Genomic DNA, 23,332 nt, shown 5'->3' on the forward strand with positions numbered 1-23,332 from the left:
CCGCACCACCCCGTCCACCCCCGCCAGCAACACCGGCGTCGAGGCCCCGCCGAGGTCCCGCACAGCCGCCAGGTCGCCGTCCGCCAAGTCCGCCAAGGACTCGGCCTCGCTCACCACCGCCGCCGCCTCCAGCGACTTCGCCCCCGACGCCACGGCCATGGCGACTGCGGTCTGCAGGGCACTGAGCCGCAGGGAGGGCAGGGCGACGGTTCCGGCGACGTACGTACGGCCGGTCTCGTCGCGTACGGCCGCCCCCTCGGGCACACCGTTGCGGGCCCTCGCGGAACGGGCCAGGGTGACGATCTTGCGGTCCTCGGGATCAAGGGTGTCGGTCATGCCCTGAGCATACGAAGACCTGGGCGTACGAAGAGCCGGTGGGGCCGGAAGGGGGCCAGCTCGCAGCTCCGAGCTCCCAGCTCCCAGCTCCAGGCCAGGCTCCGGTGGCCCAGGTCAGGCCCCGGTGGCCCAGGTCGGCCTGTGGTGCACGGGCACCAGGGCGCGTGAGCGACTGGTCCGGGTGCACCAGGGGAAGACGGCGGCGGCGGACGATGCCCGGCGGGGCGCCGGAGGGAAGTGTGGGAGGCGCGTGAATCTCGCGCATTCCCCCTTTGCCCAACGGTGTCTGGAGTGATCAACAGGTGTTGCAATCGACGCCTACGTCCGAAGCTGTGGCGTCCCCGGTCCGCATCGGGAGACTGTCGATCGGTGCCCTCGGCATCTTGGCCCTCGCCCTCGGCACCCTGCAGACGGTGGTGGAGCCCGCGCTCCCGCAGCTGCAACGTGAACTGGAGATCAGCCCTGGCGAAGGGGCATTGATCGGCAACGCTTTCCTCATCACCGGCGCGGTCGTCGCACCCGTCGCAGGCAAACTCGGCGACCGCTACGGCGGGAAGCGGGTGCTTGTCTGGCTGATGGCCGTGGTCGCGGCCGGTGGTCTGCTGGCCAGTCTTGCGCCGAACCTGCCGGTGTTGCTGCTCGGTCAGGTCCTGCAGGGCGCCATGGTGGGCGCGCTGCCCCTCTCGTTCATCCTGGTGCGCAAACACCTCTCGCCACGAGAGTCACAGGTGGCGATAGGGGTGGTCATGGGGCTGTTCACGGGCGGCGGCATGGTGGGAACGGTGATTCCCGGGCCGATCGCGGAAAGCCTGTCCTGGCATTGGATGTTCGCGCTGCCGACGATCGCGGTCATCGCGACGACACTGGTCGTGACTCAGCTGATGCCGCATGATCCGCCGGTCCAACCGGACAACAGGATCGACTGGCCCGGCGTGGTTCTGCTGAGCGGCACGCTGCTCACGTTCATGCTCGGGCTCGTGAAGGTGACGGGCTCCGGACTGCCGCCACTCGCGATCGGAGCCATCGCGGTGGGCGTGGCCGCCCTCGCGACCGGATGGGTCGCCGTCGAGCGCCGGGCAGCCTCGCCGATGATCGATCTGCGCATGCTGGCAAAGCCCGCGATGTGGAATGCGTGCGTACTCACCTTCATCATCACCATCAGTTCCGGGATGGTGCTCTATCTGCTCCCGCAGCTGTTCGGAGTACCGGGCGACGGGTACGGCTTCGGAGCCGACACCACCGACATCGGACTGTTCCTGCTGCCCGGCGCCATCGCCGGGTCGGTGAGCGATTCGGTCGGCGGGATCGCGACGCGGCGTTTCCATCCGCGTGCCGTGGTCGCCGTGGGCGCCGTCGTCACGGCGGCCACCCTGATCGCCCTGGCGTCGCTGCACAGCGCGGAATGGCAGCTCGTCCTCGCGAAGGTGCTGACCGGGTTCGCCGCGGGTGTCGCCAGCACGGCGTTGCTGGCCGGCACCGCCACCGCCGTCGAGACCAAGGACACCGGCATCGCCACCAGCCTGCTCGTGGTGACGCGCGTGGTCGGCGTCGCCCTGGGCGCCCAGATCGGCGGCGCGATCCTCGACGCCGGGGCCGACCCGTCGGGCCTGCCGCCCGAATCGGCCTTCGTCACGGGTTTCGTCGTCGCCGGCCTCGTCGCCGCACTGTCACTGCTCTTTGTCCGTATCACGAAGAAAGGAGTCCAGGCATGACACCAGGCATGACACCTAACGGTCTGTCGATGGACGTGAGTACTCCCGCGAAGCGCAAAATTCTGATCTCCGGGGCCAGTATCGCCGGACCCGCGCTGGCGTACTGGCTGCATCGGTCCGGATTCGCGGTCACCGTGGTGGAGAAGGCGGGCGCACTTCGCGCCGGTGGTTACCCGATCGACATCCGCGGTACCGCGATCGAGGTGGTCCGGCGGATGGGGATACTGCCGCAACTCCGGGACGCGCACATCGACTCGCTTCGCTGCACCTTCCTCAACGCCGATGGCAGCACACTGGCCTCGCTCAGCCCGAGCGCCGTTGCCGGCAGTGTCGAGGGACAGGACCTCGAGGTGCGTCGTGGGGATCTGGCCACGGCTCTCTACGCGATAGTTCGCGACGACGTGGAATTCGTGTTCGACGACTCCATCGACACCCTCGACCAGTCGGAACAAGCGGTCGACGTTACTTTCCACAGTGGTCAACAGCGCACGTTCGACCTGGTAATCGGCGCCGACGGTATGCACTCACGTACCCGGGAGTCGCTGTTCGGCCCCGAAGAGCAGTTCCACCGCTACCTCGGCTACTGCTTCGCCATATTCACCATGCCGAACACCTTCGGGCTCTCCCGCGAACTCATGTTGTGGAACACCCCGGGGAAAGCCGCGGCTCTCTACGCCGTCGGGGACAACGACGAGCTGCACGCCTTCCTGAACTTTCACCAGCCAGAACCGCCGTTCGACGCCCTCCGGAACCCCGACGCCCAACGGGACCTGATCGCCACGGTCTTCGCAGGCGCGGGATGGGAGGTCCCCGGCATGGTCGACGCCATGCGCGACGCGGATGACCTGTTCTTCGACACGGCCGGTCAGATCCGCATGCCCCACTGGTCCAGCGGCCGCGTCGCGCTCGTCGGCGACGCCGCGTACGCACCCTCGTTCCTGACCGGACAAGGCTCGAGCCTCGCGTTGGTCGGTGCCTACATGCTCGCCAACGCCCTGGCCACGAACCGGGACCACCCGGACCACCGGGACCACACTGCGGCCTTCACCGCCTACGAACGCGACGTTCGCGAGTTCGTAGCGATGAACCAGGCACTGGTCGACAAGGGTGCGGCCACGCTCTTCCCCACCACGGCACGGGCCCTGGAACAACGCAACACCATGCTGCGTGACCTCGACACCATGCCCTCCGCGACAGCACGACCGGCCCACTCGGCCCTCGCGCTGCCTGGGTTCGCCCCGGTGCCCTGACCCTGCCGTGACCCCTTGCTATGGTGCGCCGATGTCATCGATCAAGCAGTTCCAAGTCACCTTCGACTGCGCGGAACCTGAGCGCGTCGCTAGCTTCTGGTGCGAGGTGTTGGGGTACGTCGCACCGCCGCCGCCGGAGGGCTTCACCACGTGGGACGAATTCAACAGCTCCCTGCCTCCTGAGGACCGGGACTCATGGTTCGCCTGCAAGGACCCCTCAGGCGTCGGCCCGCGGCTGTACTTTCAGCGCGTGCCCGAAGGCAAGGTCGTCAAGAACCGGGTGCATCTCGACGTGCGGGCCGGCACCGGGCTCGTGGGTGAAGAGCGCCTGGCCACGCTCGAGGCCGAGTGCGCACGACTGGTCGCCCTCGGCGCGACACACGTACAAACGCTGTATGCCGATGAGGACAACGAGTCGTGCATCGTGATGCAGGACGTCGAGGGCAACGAGTTCTGTCTCGACTAGGGCAATAGGCGGTCGGTGCCGCCGTCGGGGGCGGCGTGGGCCAGGCCTGTTCGGTAGGCGATGACGACGAGTTGGGCCCGGTCGCGGGCCTCCAGCTTCGTCATGGCGCGCTGCACGTGAGCGCGGACGGTGAAGGGGCTGAGGAACATCCGCTCGGCGATCTCCTGGTTGGACAGGCCCGTCGCGACCAGGGCCACCATCTCGCGTTCGCGCGGGGTGAGCACGGCGAGCTGTTCGGGGTCGTGCGGCGGGGCCTCGTCCGGTGTGGCCAGGAAACGGGTGACCAGGGAGCGGGTCGCGGCGGGGGACAGAAGAGTGTCGCCGTCGGCGATCGTACGCACGGCGTGCAGCAGGTCCTCGGCTCCGATGCCCTTGCCGATGAAGCCGCCGGCCCCCGCGCGCAGCGCCTGAGCGACGTACTCGTCGGTCTCGTACGTGGTGAGGATCAGGATGCGGCTGGCGCGCAGTTCCGGGTCCGCGCAGATCTCCGATGTGGCGGTGAGACCGTCCATCTCGGGCATACGGATGTCCATGATCACCACGTCCGGGCGCAGCTGCCGGGTGAGTCTCACCGCCTCCCTGCCGTCGCCGGCCTCGCCGACCACGGTGATGTCGTCGGCGGCGTCCAGGAGCATCCGGAAGGCATCGCGCAGCAGGGCCTGATCGTCGGCGAGCAGCACCCGGAGCGTCATGGCGCATCCCCGGCCTCTCCGTGGCCCGTACGTCCGTCGCTCGTCCGTCCGTCGCCTGTCGCTCCGTCAGTCATCCGTCCCCCGGTGGTTGTTGCTCCGTCAGTCCTCCGCGCCGTGTCCTTGGCGGGCGGGAGGGGCAGTTGGGTGGAGACGAGGAAGCCGCCCTCCGGGCGCCTGCCCGCGGAGAGGTGTCCCCCGACCGCGGTGGCACGTTCACGCATCCCGATCAGACCGTAACCGGGCGGACGGTCCGGCACCGTGGACGCACTCGCTCGCGTGGACGCACTCGCTCCCGTGGACGCGGTCGGCGCCGTACGGGCGCCTCCTCCGTCGTCGGCGACGGTGATGGTCACGCGATCGCGGTTCCAGTCGAGGCGCACCCGGGCGCTACCGGTACCGGCGTGCTTGGTCACGTTGGTCAGGGCCTCCTGGACGATGCGGTAGGCGGTGAGGTCCACTCCCGGCGGCAGCGGCCTGGCCGTGCCCTCCTGGTGCACCGACACCTCCAGACCCGCGCGGCGGAAGGACTCGAGGAGCGTGGGAAGCCGGGAAAGGCCGGGCGCCGGTTCAACCGGCCCGGCCGCGTCCCCTGACTGACGCAGCAGGCCGACCGTGGCCCGCAGGTCGTCGAGCGCGTCGCTCGTCGTCTCGGCAAGCTGGTTCAGGCTCTTGCGGGCCTGGTCGGGGCGGGCGTCGAAGAGGTGGGCGGCGACCGTGGCCTGCGCGTTGGCCAGGGTGATCTGATGGGCGACGAGATCGTGCAGTTCCCGGGCGATGCGCACCCGTTCCTCGGCCACGCGCCGGCGCGCCTCGATGTCCCGGCTCTCCTCGGCCCGCCGGGCCCGCTCCTCCACGGCCGCCAGGTAGGCACGTCGGTTCTGCGCCGAGTGACCGAGTACGCCGGCCGCCAGCGGGAACGCCGCCACCAGTCCCAGCCTGCTCGCGTCCTCCCACGAGTTGGTCCCGAACGGGAGGGTGGAGGCGACCAGCAGCGCCGTGGAGGTGAGCAACACCGCGCTCGCCGCGCGCCGTTCGGTGCGCACGGCGAGTGAGTAGGCGGTGATCACGGCGGGGGCCACGATGAGCGGGCTCAGCAGGAGACCCGACGGCGCGACCAGTACGCCGCACACGGTCGTGACCGCGATGGCGGCCAGGGGTGTCCTGTGCCGCACCGGCAGCACGGCACAGGACACCACGGCGATGAGGTAGGCGGCGGCGGACGGCGGAGACAGCGGCGTGTCGTCGACCTGCACCACGCCGCCGAACAGGCAGAGCGCGAACGCCGTCGCCATGATCGCTGCCTCCCGCCACCACGTGCCGCGTGGTCGCGGGCCACCGCCACCCGTGTTCGTCATGGCCGGCTCAGTGCCGGTGCCGGCCGACGGGGAGCGGCTGCACCGCTGCGTCCGCCACGGTCGCGGAGGCCGGGACAGCCCTGCTCAGTTTCTCGCCCTCGATATCCACATTCGGCAGCACACGGCTCAGGATACGAGGCAGCCACCAGGCCCGGTGGCCGAGCAGTGCCAGGACCGCGGGCACGATCGCCATCCGGACCACGAAGGCGTCGAAGGCGACGGCGGCGGCCAGGCCGACACCCATCGTCTGGATGGTCGGGCTGGTCATCCCGATGAATCCGGCGAACACGCTGACCATGATGATCGCCGCCGCGGCCACCACACGTCCGCTGTGCCGGAACCCGTTGACGATCGCCTCGCCGGGGGACGCGCCATGGACGTAGGACTCCCGCATCCGGGTCAGGAGGAAGACCTCGTAATCCATGGCGAGGCCGAACACTATGCCGATGATGAGAATCGGCATCAGCGACATGACAGGGCCGGTCTGCTCGATGCCGATCAGGTCCGCCGCCCAGCCCCACTGGAAGACGGCGACGAGGACGCCGAAGGCGGCACCCACCGACAGCAGGAAGCCGAGCGCGGCCTTGACCGGGACCAGCACGGAGCGGAACACCACCATCAGCAGGAGCACCGCCAGGCCGATGACCACGGTCAGGTAGGGGATGAGGGCGTCGGACATGGCTTCGGAGATGTCGATGTTCATCGCGGTGGTGCCGGTCACCAGGATGCCGGCGCCCGTATCGGCCTCGACGCCGGAGACCGCGCCCCGGATCGCGTGCACCAGGTCCTTGGTCTCACCACTGTTCGGCGCGGTCTGCGGGACGGCGGTGAGGACGGCCGTGTCCTTGGCCCGGCTGAGCACCGGATCACCGACCGACGCGACCCCGTCCACTGCCCGTACGGTCTTGACGACCAGGTCGGTGGTGGCCCGGGAATCCCCGGACTCCGATGTGTCCACGACCACGGTCAACGGGCCGTTGAAGCCGGGGCCGAAGCCTTCCGACAGCAGGTCGTAGGCACGGCGCTGGGTGGTCTCCACCGACTTGGACTCGTCGCCGGGCAGCCCGAGTTCGAGGCTCAGCGCCGGCAGGGCGACGGCGCCGAGACCGAGTCCGGCGATCATCAGCACGGGCACCGGCCGGCGCAGCACGAACCGCGCCCAGCGGGTACCGAGCCCGGGCCGGCCGGCCTCGGTGGGCACGGTGTGCGGGCGCTCGCTTCCCGGCCGGGTGGCCTTGCGGACACGGCGGGACAGTACCCGCCGGCCGAAGAAGCCGAACAGCGCGGGGACCAGGGTCAGTGCGACGAGTACGGCAAGAGCCACGGCGCCCGCGCCGCCCATGCCCATCTTGGTGAGTTCGGGAATGCCGACGACCCCGAGCCCGACCAGGGCGATGAAGACGGTCGCGCCGGCGAAGACGACAGCGGATCCGGCCGTGCCCACCGCCCGTCCTGCGGCCTCCTCCGGCTCGCTGCCCTGGGCGCGCTCGTCGCGGAAGCGGGAGGTGATGAAGAGCGCGTAGTCGATGCCGACCGCAAGGCCCAGCATCAGCGCCAGGATGGCGACGGTGGACGTCAGGCCCAGCGGAACGGCCAGCGCGGAGACCAGGCCGAAGGCGATGGCCACGCCCACGAAGGCGGTCAGCAGCGACAGTCCGGCCGCGACCAGCGACCCGAGGGCGAGGACAAGGACCACCGCCGCCACCGCCACGCCGATGATCTCCGTCGTACCGCCCAGCTCCTCCTCCGCATCCAGGGCCGAGCCGCCGATCTCCACGGTCAGCCCCGCGTCCCGGGCCTGGCTCGCGGCGTCCTCGAGGGCGCTCTTCGTCGGCTCGGTCAGGTCGACGGCGTCCGCGGTGTAAGTGATCGTGGAGTAGGCGATGGTGCCGTCCTCGCTGACAGCGCCGGTCTCATAGGGGTCGGTGGTCGACGCGACCTGATCGCCCCCGTCCAGCGAGCCGAGCGTGTCCTCGACGGCCGCCCTGTTCTCCGTGGCCGTCACCCGCTGTCCGTCCGGGGCCTGGAACACCAAACGGGCCTCGGCACCCTGGGAGTTGCTCTCGGGGAAGCGCTCGTCCAGCAGGTCGAACGCCTTCTGTGACTCGGTGCCGGGCATGGAGAGGTCCTCTTCCTCCCCGGCCGGCGCCATGGCGGCGGCGGCGACGGCCAGCAGCAGGGCACCCAGCCACAGACCGGTCACGAGCCGGCGCCGCCGGAAGGCCCACCGTCCGATCCGGTAAAGAAAAGTCGCCACCTGTTGATCACTCCAGACACCGCTAGGAAAGGGGAGTGCGCGAGATTCACGCGCCTTCCACACTTCCCTCCGGCGTCCCCGCGGGGCATCGTCCGCCGCCGCCGTCTTCGCCTGGTGCACCCGGACCAGCCACGCACGTGTCCTGGTGCCTACGCACCAGAGGCGACTCGGCCGACGGGGCTTGACCTGGAGTTCAGCGCCTAACGGAACCTACCCGGGCCTACCCGGCCACGGGATACATGGTCCCCCGCCGCCCCTCCGGCGTGGCCAGCCACTCCAGCTTCGCGGCCGTGTTGGCCTCCGGAAGCGGTGTGTGGAGTACGACCGTGAGATCGGGCCGGGCGGGCACCTTCATGGCGGTCGACTCGACGCACAGCAGCCCGACCAGCGGATGGTCGAGCTCCTTGCGCACCTGCCCCTGGTCCAGGATGTCCCGCTGCTCCCACAGCTCGGTGAACTCGGCGCTGGCCGCTTTCACCTGAGCGAGCACCTCCTGGAAGCCCTCGTCGTCGGGGCACTGGGAGCAGGCGGCCCGGAACTGGGCCACCACCGTGCGCGCGTTCCGCTCCCAGCTCTTGGAGCGGCCGCGGTAGAGCGGGTCGGTGAAGAAGTCGATGACGCAGTTCTGCGTGGTCTCGGGGCGCATGCCGAGCACGACCGTGGCCGCCTCGTTGTACATGACGCAGTTGTAGTAGGCGTCCATGATGTGCGCCGGATACGGCATCCATGTGTCGATCAGCCGCCGCAGCCCGTCGCACATGTCCCGGTGGGCGGGCTCCACCTGGGGCGCGGGCGGATTGAGCCCGGCGAGTACGTACAGGTGCCGCCGCTCGATGTCGCTCAGCCGCAGCACCCGCGCCACCGAGTCGAGGACCTGCGGGGAGACGGAGATGTCCCGGCCCTGCTCCAGCCACTGGTACCAGGAGGCGCCGACGCCCGCGAGCACGGCGACCTCTTCGCGGCGCAGCCCGGGCGTACGCCGCCGCGCACCCCCGTCGGGCAGCCCGGCGTCGCTCGGCGACACCCGGGCACGGCGGCTCATCAGGAACTCACGCAGTTCCCGGAGCCGGTGCGCCTTGCCCGCGTCCACCGCGGCCTTTTCGGCAGCCTCCGTCACGTACTCTCCCCACTTCGCCGACTGGTGGTACGACCACCAGGACAACTTCCCGCTCCCCACACCTATTCCGGCGCCCCCAAGCTCTTGCCCATGGCGACCGAGACCTCCTCAACCACCTCCGTACAACCACCGCAAGATCCACTACTGCAAGATCCCCAAGTGCAGCGGGAAGTACCGCAGAAAGAACCGCAGGCTTCCCGGCTGTCGACCCGCGACAAGCTCGTCCTGTTCGTGCTGTGCGCGGCCCAGTTCATGGTCGCGCTCGACTTCTCCGTGCTGAATGTCGCGCTCCCGGTCCTCGGCCAGGACCTCGGCATGAGCCAGTCCGCCCTGCAATGGGGGGTCACCGCCTTCGCCCTGCCGTCCGGCGGCTTCCTGCTCCTCTTCGGCCGGATGGGCGACCTGTACGGGCGCCGCAAGCTGTTCCTGACCGGCCTCGCCCTCTTCGGTGCGGCGTCACTGCTGGCCACGTTCGCCTGGGACCCGGCGTCGTTCCTGGCGGGACGGGCACTCCAGGGTCTTGGCGCGGCGGCGATCGTGCCGACCGGCATGTCCCTGCTGACCACGACGTTCCCGGAGGGCCCGGCCCGCGACCGCGCGCTCGGGATCAGCGGCACCCTGCTCTCCCTCGGCTTCACCATCGGCATGGTGGCCGGCGGCACACTCACCGACGTGTTCGGCTGGCGTTCCACGATGGGCCTGCTCGCGGTGTTCGCACTGATCGTGCTGCCGCTCGCGCCGGGCCTCCTGCCCGAGTCCCGCCTCCCCGACCGCCCGCGCCTGGACGTCCCCGGCGCGATCACCGTCACCGGCGGCCTGCTCTCCCTGATCTACGCCCTGTCGACGGCGGCGGAACGCGGCTTCGGCGGCAGCGACGTGATCGCCACGCTGGTGGCCGGGGTCGTACTCCTCGCGCTGTTCGTGTACGTCGAGTCCCGCACCGCGGAGCCCCTGGTCTCCCTCCCGATGCTGCGCCGCCGCACGGTGGCGTGGGGCAACCTGGGCGGCCTCGTCACCTTCTCGATGATGTCGACGGTCGTCTTCGTCCTGACCCTGTACTTGCAGGAAACGCTGGGCCTCTCCGCCTTCGAGACGGGTCTGGTCTTCGGCTTTCAGGGCGTCTTGTCGGTGGTGGCGGGCATGTACGCCCCGAAGGTCATCGGCCGTTTCGGCGCCCGCCCCACGCTGGTCGGCTCGCTCGTCGGGCAGGGAGTGTTCGTGGCCGCGCTCCTCGGCCTGGGCACGGGCGGCTGGTCCGTCTGGCTCGCCACGGCCGCGGTGTCACTGGCCAGCATGTGCCACCTGGGCGCGATCATCTCCTACGGCCTGACCGTCACCTCGGGCGTCCCCGACGCCGAACAGGGCCTCGCCACGGGCCTGGTGACCTCGACCCAACAGGTCGGCCTAACGATCGGCATCCCCCTGCTGGGCGTCCTGGCAACCACGTCGTCGAACCTGCTGGACGGGGTGCATCTGGTGCTGGCGCTGGACGCGACGATCGTGTTGGGTGCGGCGGCCTTCGTGGCCGTGGGCCTGCGCAGGAGCGCCCGGTAGGGGCGCGGGGCTGTCTCAATTTGCGGCTCCGCCGCGTGGGCGCGACCAGCCACAGACGGCCCGCAGATTCAGGACTCCCCCAACCGCCCCAGCGAACCACTCAACTCCGGTCCAACCGCAACCGCTCCGCCCGCGGCAACCCCGCCACCACCAGGTCATACGAGTCCTCGATGAGCTCCCGGACCACCCGGTCCGGGAGCTCGCCGTCCACGGTCACCGTGTTCCAATGCCGCTTGTTCATGTGCCAGCCGGGCACGATCAGCCCGGGATACTCATCCCGAAGCCGCATCGCGTCCTCCGGCTCGCACTTCAGGTTCACCGTCAGGGGCCGCGCGTCCAGGTTCGTCAGCGCGAACAGCTTCCCCAGCACCTTGAAGACGGACGTCTCCGGGTTGAACGGAAAGTCCTCCACCGCCGCGTTGAAGGACAGGCAGAAGGTGCGCAGTTCCTCCGGTGTCACTCCGGCTTCTCCTCCTCCGGCGGCTCCGCCGGCCCCATCGGCTCCACCAGCACGGTCACGATCTTGTTGCGGCGGCCCGCCGCGGCCTCCGCGGTGAGCCGCAGCTCACGCTCGTCCGGCAGCGACACCACCGACGAGGCGCCCGCGATCGGCACCCGCCCCAGCGCCTTGGCGAGCAGCCCGCCCACCGTCTCGACGTCCTCGTCGTCGTACGCCTCGAAGCCGTACAGCTCACCGAGATCGCCGATGTCGAGGCGGGCCGTGACGCGGAAGCGGTCGTCGCCCAGGTCCTCGATGGGCGGCAGTTCACGGTCGTACTCGTCCGTGATCTCGCCGACGATCTCCTCCAGGATGTCCTCGATGGTGACGATGCCGGCCGTGCCGCCGTACTCGTCGATGACGACGGCGACGTGGTTGCGGTGCTGCTGCATCTCGCGCAGCAGGTCACCCGCGTTCTTCGTGTCCGGTACGAAGGCCGCGGGCCGCATCGCCGTCGATACCAGCTCGCTCTCCGCGTCCCGGCTGATGTGCGTCTTGCGGGCCAGGTCCTTCAGGTACACGATCCCGACGATGTCGTCCTCGCTGTCCCCGGTGACGGGGATCCGCGAGAAACCCGAGCGCAGGGCCAGGGTCAGCGCCTGCCGGATCGTCTTGTAGCGCTCGATGACCACCAGGTCCGTACGGGGCACCATGACCTCCCGTACGAGCGTGTCGCCCAGTTCGAAGACGGAGTGCACCATGCGGCGCTCCTCATCCTCGATGAGGGACTCCTTCTCGGCGAGGTCGACCAGCGCGCGCAGTTCGGCCTCGGAGGCGAAGGGGCCGCGGCGGAAGCCCTTGCCGGGGGTCAGCGCGTTGCCGATGAGGATCAGCAGGGGCGGGATCGGGCCCATGATCCGCGCCAGGGGCAGCAGGACGTACGCCGCTGCCGTCGCCGTGTTCAGCGGATGCTGGCGGCCGATCGTGCGCGGGGAGACACCGACCGCGACGTACGAGACGAGGACCATCACGCCCATGGCGAGCGAGAGGGCCTCCCAGGTCTCGTCGAACTCCATCAGGCAGGCATACGTGACGAGCGCGGCGGCCGCCATCTCGCAGGCGACGCGCACCAGCAGCGCGACGTTCAGATAGCGGGTCGGGTCGGCGGCGACCTGGGCCAGCTTGGCGCTGCCGCGGCGGCCGGACCGTACGGCCTCCTCCGCGCGGAAGCTGGAGACGCGCGCGAGGCCGGCCTCGGCGCAGGCGGCGAGCCAGGCGACGACGATCAGCGCTATGGCCCCGAGGACGATCTGGGGATTCATGACACGGTCGGGGCCGGGGACGGGCCGGTCAGGCCCCTCTCCGCGCGCCAGCCGTCCACGATGGCGGCCTGAAGGCCGAACATCTCGGCCCTCTCGTTCGGCTGCTCGTGGTCGTACCCGAGCAGATGCAGCACCCCGTGAACGGTGAGGAGCTGGAGCTCCTCGTCCATGGAGTGCTGCGTCTCCGCCTCCTTGCCCTGCCGCTCGGCGACCTCGGGGCACAGCACGATGTCGCCGAGCAGTCCCTGCGGCGGCTCGTCGTCGTCCTTCGACGGCGGACGCAGCTCGTCCATCGGGAAGGACATGACGTCCGTCGGCCCGGGCAGGTCCATCCACTGGATGTGCAACTGCTCCATGGCGTCGGCGTCCACGACGATCACCGAGAGCTCGGAGAGCGGGTGGATACGCATCCGCGCGAGCGCGTAGCGGGCGATGTCGAGGATCGCCTGCTCGTCGACCTCGGTTCCGGACTCGTTGTTGACGTCGATCGACATGTCGCGCCGGTTCTACTTCCGTTTGGTGCGGGGCTTGTGGGAGCCGCTCTGCGTGCCGTTCTCGCTGTCGTACTTCTCGTACGCGTCGACGATACGGCCGACCAGCTTGTGCCGTACGACATCGTGGGACGTGAGCCGCGAGAAGTGGACGTCCTCGACACCCTCCAGGATCGCCTGGACCTGTCGCAGACCGGACTTCGTGCCCTCCGGAAGGTCGACCTGGGTGACGTCACCCGTGATCACGATCTTCGAGTCGAAGCCGAGCCGGGTGAGGAACATCTTCATCTGCTCGGGGCTCGTGTTCTGAGCCTCGTCCAGGATGATGAAGGCGTCGTTCAGGGTGCGACCGCGCATGTACGCGAGGGGCGCCACCTCTATCGTCCCGGCCGCCATCAGCCGGGGGATCGAGTCCGGGTCGAGCATGTCGTGCAGGGCGTCGTACAGCGGGCGCAGATACGGGTCGATCTTCTCGTACAGCGTGCCGGGCAGGAAGCCCAGGCGCTCGCCTGCCTCGACCGCGGGGCGGGTCAGGATGATGCGGTTGACCTGCTTGGACTGGAGGGCCTGGACCGCCTTGGCCATGGCCAGGTAGGTCTTTCCGGTGCCCGCGGGGCCGATGCCGAAGACGACCGTGTGCTTGTCGATCGCGTCGACGTACCGCTTCTGGTTGAGGGTCTTGGGGCGGATCGTGCGGCCTCGCGAGGACAGGATGTTCTGGGTGAGCACCTCGGCCGGGGTCTCCTCGGGGCCGTCCCCGTTCTCGCTGGCCCTCAGCATGCCGATCGTGCGTTCCACCGCGTCCTCCGTCATCGGCTGTCCGGTGCGGAGCACCAGCATCATCTCGTCGAACAGGCGCTGGACGAGGGCGACCTCTCGGGCGTCGCCGACCGCACTGATCTCATTGCCCCGGACATGGATGTCGGCTTCCGGGAAGGCCTTCTCGATCACGCGCAGAAGGGCGTCTCCTGAGCCCAGCACGGTCACCATGGGGTGCATGGGCGGGACGGTGAACTGCGCTTTCGCGGTTCCCTGAACAGGGCCTTGCGCTGTGGGTGTGTCAGTCATGGGCCGGCTCGTAGGCCTTGCTCGTCCTCCTCGTCACGGTCCGCAGCCAAAGGACTGCCTTTGCACTGCCAAGGGTACGTCGGAGCACTGACAACGCCGTAGGTGTTTTCGGCGGCCGTTACCGGAGGGGAATCCGATCGCCCGCGGATGCGCGGAATCCGCTGGCTGACCCCGACGTGCGGAACCCGCTCGCTCACGCCGATGTGCGGAACCCGATCGTCGGTACCGCCCGCCTCAGCGGCCAGGGTCTCGCGTCTGCCGGGAGGAGCCCCTCCAGGAAGGCGTACCGCCTGAGCGCGGCCGGGTCCTGGTCGTCGTACGACTGGACGCGGCGCCACCAGGCGGCGATCTCGGTCCAGCCGGGCGCCGACAGGGAGCCGCCGAACTCCTGGACCGAGAGGGCCGCCGTCAGACCCGCGAAGGCGAGGCGGTCGGCGAGGGGCCAGCCGGCCAGCGTGCCGGTGACGAAGCCGGCCACGAAGACGTCGCCGGCACCGGTGGGGTCGAGGGCCTCCACGGCGATGGCCGGGACGTCGGCGGTCTCGCCGGTGCGTCCGTCCACGGCGTACGCACCCTCCGCGCCGAGGGTGACGACGGCGAGCGGCACGTGGTCGGTGAGCGCGCGGGCGGCGGCCCGGGGGCACAGGGTGTCTGTGTAGCGCATCGCCTCCTCGGCATTCGGCAGGAAGGCCTCGCAGTGCTCCAGGTCGGGGAGCCCGGCGAGGTCCCAGCGGCCGGTGTCGTCCCAGCCGACGTCGGCGAAGATCCTGGCTCCCTTGCGTGCGGCCTGCGCGATCCAGGGCGCGCGCGTGCCCGGCGTCAGCGAGGCGATGGCGGCACGCGCGCGTGGCGGGCAGTCGGGAGCCGGCTCCTCCGGGGGCGGCTCGTGGCCGTGGCTGACCATGGTGCGCTCGCCCTCGTACGCCATGGAGACGGTGACCGGGGAGTGCCAGTTGGGCACCGTGCGTGACGCCGACAGGTCGATGTGCTCGCCCTGCTCCAGGGCGTCCCAGCAGTACTCCCCGTAGTGGTCGTCCCCGAAGGCCGCCGCCAGGGAGGTCTTCAGGCCCAGGCGGGCCAGCGCGGTCGCCATGTTCGCGACGCCTCCGGGGCTCGACCCCATGCCGCGCGCCCAGGACTCGGTCCCGCGCACCGGGGCGGAGTCGAGCCCGGTGAAGATGATGTCGAGGAAGACGGTGCCGGTGAGGTAGACGTCCCAGGGCGGATCGCCGGGAGTGCGCAGCCCGGCGAGCGGATCGACATGGGCGTGGCAGTGGTACGGGTCCTCTCCGTGGGGCGTGGTCACGGTGCGCTCCCCTGAAGTGGTGCGATTTCTGGCCAGTCTGCACCACACCACTGACAGGCGCTGGCCGCGCGGCGGCAGACGCGGCGCGGCCGACGCCTATGCGAACTCGTACGCCTCCACCTCGGCGAGGTACCGCCCCCGCCGCTCCTCGTCGTGTTCCAGGAACGAGGCGAGGAACGAGTTCCGCGCCAGTTCCCGCAGCCGCTCGTGCGAAAGCCCCAGCGTCTCGTGCACGGCGTGGAAGTTGTCGTCGGCGTAGCCGCCGAAGTACGCGGGGTCGTCGGAGTTGACCGTGCACAGCAGCCCGGCGTCGAGCATCGCGGGCAGGGGATGCTCCTCCAGGGTGCCGACGGCCCGCAGCCGCACGTTCGACAGCGGGCACAGCGTCAACGGCACCCGCTCCCGTACCAGCCGCTCGACCAGCGCCGGGTCCTCCATGCACCGCAGCCCGTGGTCGATCCGCTCGACTCCGAGCAGATCGAGCGCCTCGGTGATGTACGCGGGCGGCCCCTCCTCCCCCGCGTGGGCGACCCGCCGCAGCCCGAGCGCGGCGGCGGCCTCGTACACCTCGCGGAACTTCACCGGCGGATGCCCGACCTCGGCGGAGTCGAGGCCGACGCCCACGATCCGGTCGAGATACGGCCTCGCGGCCTCCAAGGTCCGTATCGCGGACTCGGCGGACTCGTCCCGCAGGAAGCACATGATCAGCTGCGTGGAGACCCCGTGCACGGCCTCACTCCGGCCGAGAGCCCGCCAGAGCCCCTCCACGACCGTCCCCATCCCGACGCCGCGCGCGAGGTGCGCCTGCGGATCGAAGAAGATCTCCGCATGCCGCACCCCCTGCGCCGCGGCCCGCGCGAGGTACGCGTCGGCCAGCTCCTCGAAGTCCCGCTCGGTACAGAGCACGGCCATCAGCTCGTAATAGAGATCCAGGAAGGACTGGAGGTCGCTGAACTGGTACGCCTTGCGGAGCTCTTCCGTATCGGCGTACGGCAGCTCGACGCCGTTGCGTGCGGCGAGCGTGAAGGCCAGTTCGGGTTCGAGGGTGCCTTCGATGTGCAGGTGCAGTTCGGCTTTGGGGAGGGGCATTTCCGCATCGTAGGGCGGACCACCGGCGTTGATCACCGGCGTTTCGGAACCGGTACCCGCAGCAGATCGTGCGCCACCGTCAGCTCTCCCTCGAACCCGGCGGCCCGCGCCTGCCGCTCGAACTCGTCGGGTTCGGAGTACCGCTGGCTGAAGTGCGTCAGCACGAGATGCCGTACGCCCGCGTCCCGGGCGATCCCACCCGCCTGACCAGCCGTCAGATGCCCGTGGTCAACGGCGAGTTCGATGTCCGCGTCGAGGAACGTCGACTCGATGACGAGCATGTCGGCCCCCTCCGCGAGCGCGTGCACGCCGTCGCACAGCCGGGTGTCCATGACGAAGGCGAACCGCTGCCCGCGCCGCACCTCGCTCACGTCCTCCAACGCGACATCGCCCAACGCCCCCTCCCGCTGGATCCGCCCCACGTCCGGCCCTTTGATCCCGTACGAGGCGAGCCGTTCGGGCAGCATCCGCCGCCCGTCCGGCTCGACGAGCCGGTAGCCGTACGACTCGACGGGGTGGGAGAGCTTGCGGGCCTCCAGCGTGTACGCCGCCGAGGACGCGAGTACGCCATCGGCGGCGACCGGGGCCTCGGTGAGCTGAACGGTCTCGCGGTAGGCGGTGGCATACCGCAGCCGGTCGAAGAACCGCTGGCCGGACCGCGGATAGTGGGCGGTGATCTCGTGCGGCACCCGGTCGAGGTTGATCCGCTGGATCACTCCGGCGAGGCCCAGCGAGTGATCGCCGTGGAAGTGCGTGACGCAGATCCGGTGCAGGTCATGCGCCGCGACCCCGGCACGCAGCATCTGCCGCTGCGTGCCTTCGCCGGGGTCGAAGAGCAGCCCTTCCCCGTCCCACCGCAGCAGATAGCCGTTGTGGTTGCGGTGCCGGGTGGGAACCTGGCTGGCGGTGCCGAGGACCACCAATTCGCGTACGGACACGTCGAGTTACCCGGTTTTCGCCGTTATCCCGGCGGCCACTGCATGCCGCGGCCGCCCAGGACGTGGGCGTGCACGTGCCAGACGGTCTGGCCCGCACCGCTTCCGGTGTTGAAGACGATGCGGTAACTGTCCAGCTTCTCGTCGGCCGCGACCTCACCGGCCTCGCGCACCACGTCGGCGAGGACCGCGGTGTCGCCGGCGGCGAGCGAGGCGGCGTCCCGGTAGTGGGCCTTCGGGATCACCAGAACGTGCGTGGGCGCCTGCGGATTGATGTCACGGAAGGCAACGGTCGTTTCCGTCTCCCGCACGACGGTAGCCGGAACCTTCCCTGCGACGATCTTGCAGAACAGGCAGTCCTCTTGCGGTTCCCCTGCCATGCGCGGCCTCCTCACGCTGGATGATCGTTACGTCGGCATCGTATCGACCGGCCGGTCGGGGGCGGGGGTTGATTCGCCTCCGATCTCGCCCCGTCCTCAGCGTGGCCGCATGCGGTCTACCGCAGCCCCCGCCGTAGTGGCACTCTGCCGCCTATGGGGGCATTGAGGCGTATACGGCATGGCTTACAGGGGCGGTGGCGGAGCCCGGTCGTGGCCGGGTTCGCGGTGGTCGCCGTCATGGGGGTCGTCGCGTGTGAGCCGGGGGACGGTATCAACTCCGCCGCCGTGGCGATCACCACCGATCAGGTCGGGACCCGCGAGCTGGAGCGGCAGGGCGTCGATGTGCAGTGGGTCAGCTGCACGGCCTCGTACGGGGAGAGCGCGACCGCCGGGAACTCGCCGAGTGCGCGCAGTGTGGCGACCGTCGACTGCGTCGGGGAGGACAAGGACGGGCGGGACATCACGATCAAGGGGAAGGTGACGCAGGAGGTCGACGGGAAGTGTGTGCGGGGGGATCTGACCGCCAGGGTCGGCGGCAAGGAGTGGTTCCGGGTGGACGTGCTCGGGAACTGTGACGCGGCCGAGCCGACGACGGGCCCCAGCACCCCGACACCACCGGACGACGACCACGGGACGACTCCGCCCGTCGACCACAACACCACCCCGCCGCACGAGCAGCCCGGGGCCACCGTGACCGTGACCACCACGGTCACCGAGTATCCGCACCCCACCTGCTCCTGCCACCAAGGGAAGTGATCCAGGGGAAGTGATCCAGGCCCTGGCCGGAGGAAGGGCCGCTGCATAGGGTGATCGGGTGACACAGACCGCATCCGCCGCATCGGCCACATCCACTGCGCCCGCAGTGTCCGCAGCGTCTTCCGCGTATCTGCGGTATCCGCATCTCCACGGCGAGTTGATCACCTTCACCGCCGAGGACGACGTCTGGGTCGCGCCGCTCGACGGCGGCCGCGCCTGGCGGGTCAGCGCCGACAACGTGCCCGTGAACCATCCGCGCATCTCCCCGGACGGCACGACCCTCGCCTGGACCTCCACCCGCGACGGCGCCCCCGAGGTGCACATCGCCCCTCTCGACGGCGGCTCCTCCAAGCGCCTCACGCACTGGGGCAGTTGGCGGACCCAGGTGCGCGGCTGGACACCGGACGGACAGGTGCTCGCGCTCAGCACCTACGGGCAGGCCAGCCTGCGGCGCAGCTGGGCGCGGGCCGTACCGCTCGACGGCGGTCCGGCAACCACCCTTCCGTACGGTCCTGTCGGTGGCGTCGCCCACGGACCTGGTGACGGTGTCGTCCTGCTGTCGGCGCCCATGGGACGCGAGGCCGCCTGGTGGAAGCGGTACCGGGGCGGCACGGCCGGCAAGCTGTGGATCGACAGCGCAGGCGAGGGCGAGTTCGTACGCCTGCATGCTGACCTGGACGGGAACCTCGAGTACCCGTCGTGGGTGGGCGAGCGCGTCGTCTTTCTGTCCGATCACGAGGGCGTGGGGGCCGTGTACTCGTCCCTCGCCGACGGGTCGGATCTGCGGCGGCACACGGGAGTTGACGGTTTTTACGCCCGGCATGCGGCGACCGACGGCACGCGCGTCGTGTACGCGTCCGCCGGTGAGCTGTGGATCCTCGACGACCTTGACGGGGCCGAGCCGCGGCGGCTCGACATCCGGCTCGGCGGACAGCGCGTCGATCTTCAGCCGCATCCCGTGAACGCGGCCCGCTGGTTCGGGGCGGGGGCGCCCGACCACACCGGACGCGGCAGCGCGATCAACGTGCGCGGCGCGGTCCACTGGGTCACCCATCGCTCGGGCCCGGCCCGGGCGCTGGCCGCCGAACAGGGCGTACGGGCCCGGCTGCCGCGTACCTTCCGCGCGGAAGGCGAGGAGCACGTGGTGTGGGTGACGGACGCGGAGGGCGATGACGCGCTGGAGTTCGCGCCGGCGACGGGAGTCGCGCCGGGAGCCACCCCGCGCCGGCTCGCCGCCGGGCAGCTCGGGCGCGTCCTCGGGCTCGCCATGGCGCCCGACGGCAGCCGCGCCGCCGTCGCCTCGCACGACGGGCGGGTGCTGCTCGTCGAGCGGGAGACGGGAGAGGTACGGGAGGTCGACCGCAGCGAGGACGGCGACGTCACCGGGCTCGTCTTCTCGCCCGACTCCGCCTGGCTCGCCTGGTCGCACCCCGGCCCGCGCCCGCTGCGCCAGCTCAAGCTCGCCAACACCGCCGACCTGTCGGTGACCGAGGCGACGCCGCTCCGCTTCCGGGACTACGCGCCCGCGTTCACGCTGGACGGCAAGCACCTGGCCTTCCTGTCGGCGCGCTCCTTCGACCCGGTCTACGACGAGCACGTCTTCGACCTGGCCTTCGTCGGCGGCTCGCGGCCGCACCTGATCACGCTCGCCGCCACCACCCCGTCCCCCTTCGGTCCGCAGCGGCACGGCCGTCCCTTCGACGCGCCCGACAAGGAGGAGACACCCGACAGCGAGGGCGCCCCCACGACCCGTATCGACCTGGACGGACTCGCCGACCGCATCGTGCCGTTCCCCGTCGAGGCGGCCCGCTACTCGCAGCTGCGCGCCGCCAAGGACGGGCTGCTGTGGCTGCGCCACCCGGTGATCGGCGTACTCGGCGCCTCCCGCGCCACCCCGGACGACCCGGACCCGAAGACCGATCTCGAGCGCTACGACCTCGTCCAGCAGCGCATCGAGCACCTCGCCTCGGACGCCGACCGCTTCGCGGTCACCGGCGACGGCAAGCGGATCCTGCTGTGGACCGACGGCAAACTCAAGGTCGTACCGAGTGACCGGCGCGCATCGAACGACGACGAGAGCGACACGAACATCACCGTCGATCTGTCGCGGGTCCGCCAGAGTGTCGACCCGGCCGCCGAGTGGCGGCAGATGTACGACGAGGCCGGCCGCCTCATGCGGGACAACTTCTGGCGGCCGGACCTCGGCGGGGTCGACTGGGACGGCGTACTCGACCGCTACCGGCCGGTGCTCGAACGGGTCGCCACGCACGACGACCTGGTGGACCTGCTGTGGGAGGTGCAGGGCGAGCTCGGCACCTCGCACGCGTACGTCACTCCGCGCGGCGGCTTCGGCAGCGGGGAGCGGCAGGGGCTGCTCGGCGCCGACATCTCCCGTCACGAGGACGGCCCTCAGGGATCGGCACAGTGGCGTATCGACCGGATCCTGCCGTCGGAGACCTCCGACCCGGACGCACAGGCGCCGCTCGCCGCGCCCGGGGTCGCGGTGCGCGCCGGAGACGCGATCGTCGCCGTGTCCGGGCGGCCGGTCGACCCGGTGACCGGGCCGGGCCCGCTGCTCGTCGGTACGGCGGGCAAACCCGTCGAGCTGACCATCTCCCCGTCCGGTGGTGGCGATCCGCGGCATGCCGTGGTCGTCCCGATCTCCGACGAGGAACCACTGCGCTACCACGCGTGGGTCGCGGACCGGCGCGCGTACGTCCACGAGAAGTCCGAGGGGCGGCTCGGCTACCTCCACGTGCCCGACATGGTCGGCTCGGGCTGGGCGCAGCTCCACCGCGACCTGCGCATCGAGGTCGCCAAGGAGGGCCTGGTCGTCGACCTCCGCGAGAACCGCGGCGGCCATACGTCCCAGCTCGTCGTCGAGAAGCTCGCGAGGCGCATCGTCGGCTGGGACCTGCCGCGCGGACTGCGCCCGTACAGCTACCCCGAGGACGCGCCGCGCGGCCCGGTCGTCGCCGTCGCCAACGAGTTCTCCGGCTCGGACGGCGACATCGTCAACGCGGCGATCAAGGCGCTCGGCATCGGTCCTGTGGTGGGTACGCGCACCTGGGGCGGCGTCGTCGGCATCGACAGCCGCTACCGCCTCGTCGACGGCACGCTCGTCACCCAGCCCAAGTACGCCTTCTGGCTTGAGGGTTACGAGTGGGGCGTCGAGAACCACGGCGTCGACCCCGACGTCGAGGTCGTCCAGGCCCCACAGGACTACGCGACGGGCCGCGACACCCAACTGGACGAGGCAATCCGCATCGCGCTGGCGGCACTGACGGAAAACCCGGCGAAGACGGCTCCGCCTTTGCCCGGGGGTGAGTGACGCAGGACCGCGAATCGCGGGCCTGCCGCACACCGAGGGCCTGCGAGACTTCGACGTCTCGCAGGCCCTCGGTGTGGCGAGAGAAGCGCGGCTCTGAAGGCCAGAGCGCTTTTTGACGTCCTAACGGCGCCTTCCCGGCGCGGTAGGTGTCACCTGCCGACGTGCCTGAAATAGTGCCCCAGTGCCCAGCGGGAGACTGCGCGGCCCAGCTGATTGCCGTCGGTCGTCGCCTTGCGGAAGTGGATGCCCAGCCAGACCCGGGCGCTCTTCGTCTCCTGGTTCAGCGCGTCCGCGGTGGCGTAGTGCCGGGTCGTGCCGGTGACGGCGGAGTCCACCGTCAGGTCGATGTGCCGCGCCCCGAACAAATGGCTGAGGCCGGCCGTGGTGGCTCCGGTGAGGCAGGCGTGTCCGCTCGGGTAGTCCGGGTAGGGCGGGTTCGCGACCAGCGGACTCCACGCCGGGTCGGCTGTGGTGGCCGGGTTGCCGTCGGTGTCGGCGAGCTGGATCGCCGTGCTCGGACGCCAGTAGGCGTGGTCGTACTTACCGCGCCAGCAGGCGATGGCCGCGTCCGCGGAGGCCGCGTTGAGGACGGCGAACATCCGGGCGCTGTCGGCGATGTTCAGATGGCGGCGGGCGGCCTGGTCACGGAACGCGGTCTGGAACTGGCGGATCAGGTTGTCGCTCCAGAACCTGGCGGTCTCGGTCTGCGCCGGTGTACGACTGCCGCCGGAAGCCACGCCGACTGCCTTCACCTCGTCGAAGTCCCGGGTGTAGGCGGCGCTGTTCAGGGCGTAAGGGCCGGCCGGCGGGATCTGGGTCGGGGACTTGAGCAGCAGCGGCCGGACGAACCCCAGCCAGGGAACCAGCATCGGCGCGGACGCGGGCGGCGTCGGCCGCCACACCCCCGGCGCGGGGGTCACGTCCAGCGTCACGTCGGCGCCGCGGCCATCACCCGTACGCAGCCGCACCAGGGTGGCGGCGGCCGCCTTTCCCGCCTGGATGCCGTGCGTCTTGCCAGCACCTTCGCGGATCTTCGCGAGCGACGCGGCGTAATCGGAGCTCAACGCCTGCTGGGACGCCGGGAAGTAGTGACTGAGCACCTTGTACGCGGCCGTCGCAGCGGCGGCCTGCGAGGAGGCATGCGCACGGGGGCGCGGCTGCTTGGCGTACGGCGCGTACCTGCCGTCGATGGCGGCCACCGCGTCGTACACGGCGGTCGAGACGAAGCCCAAGTACAACTGCCCCGCCGGCGGGGGCTGCTGGCCCTCCGTGAAGATGGTGCGCACGGCGATGGCGTTCCAGTCCGTGATCACCGCCGGGTCCGCGGCGGCGCGCGGAGACGCCTGCGCGGTGGACACGAGCGTGGTGGTCGTCGCGACCGCCAGCGCCGTGGCGCATCCGACGGCTAATCGTACGAACGTCCTGACAGGCATGATTCCCCCCAATCAGAGCGGCCGACGGGACCAGGAGGCGGCG

20 protein-coding genes are annotated in these 23,332 nt (G+C 70.4%); 6 read left to right on the top strand and 14 right to left on the bottom strand.

Features of this window, described 5'->3' with window-relative positions:
• On the bottom strand, positions 1-336 hold a 336-nt coding region (locus G5C60_RS30480; RefSeq protein ID WP_165264217.1), incomplete at its 3' end, for a cytidine/deoxycytidylate deaminase family protein.
• Between the two features lie 332 nt (positions 337-668).
• On the opposite strand from G5C60_RS30480, the gene G5C60_RS30485 reads away from it, so the two are divergent.
• Genes G5C60_RS30485 through G5C60_RS30495 form a run of 3 tightly spaced genes read left to right on the top strand, consistent with a single transcriptional unit; the run spans position 669 to position 3,764 of the window.
• Positions 669-2,048, top strand: coding sequence for an MFS transporter (locus tag G5C60_RS30485; RefSeq protein WP_338145976.1), 1,380 nt, complete (start codon positions 669-671; stop codon positions 2,046-2,048).
• An 8-nt stretch (positions 2,049-2,056) separates the two neighbouring features.
• A complete protein-coding gene (locus G5C60_RS30490; protein WP_165264241.1) occupies positions 2,057-3,298 on the top strand; it encodes an FAD-dependent monooxygenase in 1,242 nt (413 codons plus the stop codon).
• 31 nt (positions 3,299-3,329) lie between these two features.
• Positions 3,330-3,764, top strand: coding sequence for a VOC family protein (locus G5C60_RS30495; RefSeq protein ID WP_165264219.1), 435 nt, complete (start codon positions 3,330-3,332; stop codon positions 3,762-3,764).
• Here G5C60_RS30495 and G5C60_RS30500 read toward each other — a convergent pair.
• The 4 genes from G5C60_RS30500 to G5C60_RS30515 all read right to left on the bottom strand — a co-directional run bounded on the left by G5C60_RS30500 (position 3,761) and on the right by G5C60_RS30515 (position 9,185).
• Complete coding sequence (locus tag G5C60_RS30500; protein WP_165264220.1) at positions 3,761-4,456, bottom strand: response regulator transcription factor; 696 nt, start codon at positions 4,454-4,456, stop codon at positions 3,761-3,763. The two genes, G5C60_RS30495 and G5C60_RS30500, sit on opposite strands and share 4 nt — an antisense overlap.
• The gene (locus tag G5C60_RS30505; protein WP_165264221.1) at positions 4,453-5,811 is read right to left on the bottom strand and encodes a sensor histidine kinase; all 1,359 of its coding nucleotides are present in this window, start codon (positions 5,809-5,811) and stop codon (positions 4,453-4,455) included. The genes G5C60_RS30500 and G5C60_RS30505 overlap by 4 nt, the downstream gene beginning before the upstream one ends.
• Positions 5,812-5,818: 7 nt before the next feature.
• A complete protein-coding gene (locus tag G5C60_RS30510) occupies positions 5,819-8,068 on the bottom strand; it encodes an MMPL family transporter (RefSeq protein WP_165264222.1) in 2,250 nt (749 codons plus the stop codon).
• Between the two features lie 220 nt (positions 8,069-8,288).
• Positions 8,289-9,185, bottom strand: a complete 897-nt coding sequence (locus tag G5C60_RS30515; RefSeq protein WP_338145977.1) for a helix-turn-helix transcriptional regulator — start codon at positions 9,183-9,185, stop codon at positions 8,289-8,291.
• Between the two features lie 90 nt (positions 9,186-9,275).
• Between G5C60_RS30515 and G5C60_RS30520 the strand changes: the two genes are divergently transcribed.
• Positions 9,276-10,739 (top strand): MFS transporter, encoded by a 1,464-nt coding sequence (locus tag G5C60_RS30520; protein ID WP_165264223.1) that lies wholly within the window; start codon positions 9,276-9,278, stop codon positions 10,737-10,739.
• 100 nt (positions 10,740-10,839) lie between these two features.
• Here the strand turns inward: G5C60_RS30520 and G5C60_RS30525 are convergent, their stop codons facing one another.
• The 8 genes from G5C60_RS30525 to G5C60_RS30560 form a co-directional block, all read right to left on the bottom strand.
• Positions 10,840-11,199 carry an MmcQ/YjbR family DNA-binding protein gene (locus G5C60_RS30525; RefSeq protein WP_165264224.1) on the bottom strand — a complete coding sequence of 120 codons (360 nt, stop codon included), beginning with the start codon at positions 11,197-11,199 and terminating at the stop codon, positions 10,840-10,842.
• A complete protein-coding gene (locus G5C60_RS30530) occupies positions 11,196-12,500 on the bottom strand; it encodes a hemolysin family protein (RefSeq protein ID WP_165264225.1) in 1,305 nt (434 codons plus the stop codon). The genes G5C60_RS30525 and G5C60_RS30530 overlap by 4 nt, the downstream gene beginning before the upstream one ends.
• On the bottom strand, positions 12,497-12,994 hold the full coding sequence (gene ybeY, locus G5C60_RS30535) for an rRNA maturation RNase YbeY (protein WP_165264226.1): 498 nt from the start codon (positions 12,992-12,994) through the stop codon (positions 12,497-12,499). Before ybeY ends, G5C60_RS30530 begins: the two co-directional genes overlap by 4 nt.
• A 12-nt stretch (positions 12,995-13,006) precedes the next feature.
• On the bottom strand, positions 13,007-14,059 hold the full coding sequence (locus tag G5C60_RS30540; RefSeq protein ID WP_165264227.1) for a PhoH family protein: 1,053 nt from the start codon (positions 14,057-14,059) through the stop codon (positions 13,007-13,009).
• A gap of 193 nt (positions 14,060-14,252) precedes the next feature.
• Positions 14,253-15,365, bottom strand: coding sequence for a PfkB family carbohydrate kinase (locus G5C60_RS30545; protein WP_165264228.1), 1,113 nt, complete (start codon positions 15,363-15,365; stop codon positions 14,253-14,255).
• 96 nt (positions 15,366-15,461) lie between these two features.
• Positions 15,462-16,454 carry an adenosine deaminase gene (locus G5C60_RS30550; protein ID WP_165264229.1) on the bottom strand — a complete coding sequence of 331 codons (993 nt, stop codon included), beginning with the start codon at positions 16,452-16,454 and terminating at the stop codon, positions 15,462-15,464.
• Positions 16,455-16,486: 32 nt separating this feature from the next.
• Complete coding sequence (locus G5C60_RS30555) at positions 16,487-17,392, bottom strand: ribonuclease Z (protein WP_165264230.1); 906 nt, start codon at positions 17,390-17,392, stop codon at positions 16,487-16,489.
• A 23-nt stretch (positions 17,393-17,415) separates the two neighbouring features.
• Positions 17,416-17,769 (bottom strand): histidine triad nucleotide-binding protein, encoded by a 354-nt coding sequence (locus G5C60_RS30560; RefSeq protein WP_165264231.1) that lies wholly within the window; start codon positions 17,767-17,769, stop codon positions 17,416-17,418.
• Between the two features lie 153 nt (positions 17,770-17,922).
• Between G5C60_RS30560 and G5C60_RS30565 the strand changes: the two genes are divergently transcribed.
• Both G5C60_RS30565 and G5C60_RS30570 read left to right on the top strand, forming a co-directional pair.
• Positions 17,923-18,525: a hypothetical protein gene (locus G5C60_RS30565; RefSeq protein WP_241267190.1), complete on the top strand. Its 603-nt coding sequence runs from the start codon at positions 17,923-17,925 to the stop codon at positions 18,523-18,525.
• Positions 18,526-18,631: 106 nt separating this feature from the next.
• Positions 18,632-21,856: a S41 family peptidase gene (locus tag G5C60_RS30570; protein ID WP_165264232.1), complete on the top strand. Its 3,225-nt coding sequence runs from the start codon at positions 18,632-18,634 to the stop codon at positions 21,854-21,856.
• Positions 21,857-22,005: 149 nt separating this feature from the next.
• Here G5C60_RS30570 and G5C60_RS30575 read toward each other — a convergent pair whose 3' ends face one another.
• The gene (locus tag G5C60_RS30575) at positions 22,006-23,289 is read right to left on the bottom strand and encodes a vanadium-dependent haloperoxidase (protein WP_165264233.1); all 1,284 of its coding nucleotides are present in this window, start codon (positions 23,287-23,289) and stop codon (positions 22,006-22,008) included.
• Positions 23,290-23,332: the final 43 nt, after the last annotated feature.

The organism is Streptomyces scabichelini (assembly GCF_011045015.1).
GTDB lineage: Bacteria > Actinomycetota > Actinomycetes > Streptomycetales > Streptomycetaceae > Streptomyces > Streptomyces scabichelini.

Coding starts and splice junctions, on each gene's coding strand:
- G5C60_RS30520 (WP_165264223.1), top strand. CDS start 9,276: ATGGCGACCGAGACCTCCTCAACCACCTCCGTACAACCACCGCAAGAT.
- G5C60_RS30560 (WP_165264231.1), bottom strand. CDS start 17,769: ATGGCAGGGGAACCGCAAGAGGACTGCCTGTTCTGCAAGATCGTCGCA.
- G5C60_RS30505 (WP_165264221.1), bottom strand. CDS start 5,811: ATGACGAACACGGGTGGCGGTGGCCCGCGACCACGCGGCACGTGGTGG.
- G5C60_RS30575 (WP_165264233.1), bottom strand. CDS start 23,289: ATGCCTGTCAGGACGTTCGTACGATTAGCCGTCGGATGCGCCACGGCG.
- G5C60_RS30495 (WP_165264219.1), top strand. CDS start 3,330: ATGTCATCGATCAAGCAGTTCCAAGTCACCTTCGACTGCGCGGAACCT.
- G5C60_RS30540 (WP_165264227.1), bottom strand. CDS start 14,059: ATGACTGACACACCCACAGCGCAAGGCCCTGTTCAGGGAACCGCGAAA.
- G5C60_RS30550 (WP_165264229.1), bottom strand. CDS start 16,454: ATGCCCCTCCCCAAAGCCGAACTGCACCTGCACATCGAAGGCACCCTC.
- G5C60_RS30500 (WP_165264220.1), bottom strand. CDS start 4,456: ATGACGCTCCGGGTGCTGCTCGCCGACGATCAGGCCCTGCTGCGCGAT.
- G5C60_RS30530 (WP_165264225.1), bottom strand. CDS start 12,500: ATGAATCCCCAGATCGTCCTCGGGGCCATAGCGCTGATCGTCGTCGCC.
- G5C60_RS30565 (WP_241267190.1), top strand. CDS start 17,923: ATGGGGGCATTGAGGCGTATACGGCATGGCTTACAGGGGCGGTGGCGG.
- ybeY (WP_165264226.1), bottom strand. CDS start 12,994: ATGTCGATCGACGTCAACAACGAGTCCGGAACCGAGGTCGACGAGCAG.
- G5C60_RS30490 (WP_165264241.1), top strand. CDS start 2,057: ATGACACCTAACGGTCTGTCGATGGACGTGAGTACTCCCGCGAAGCGC.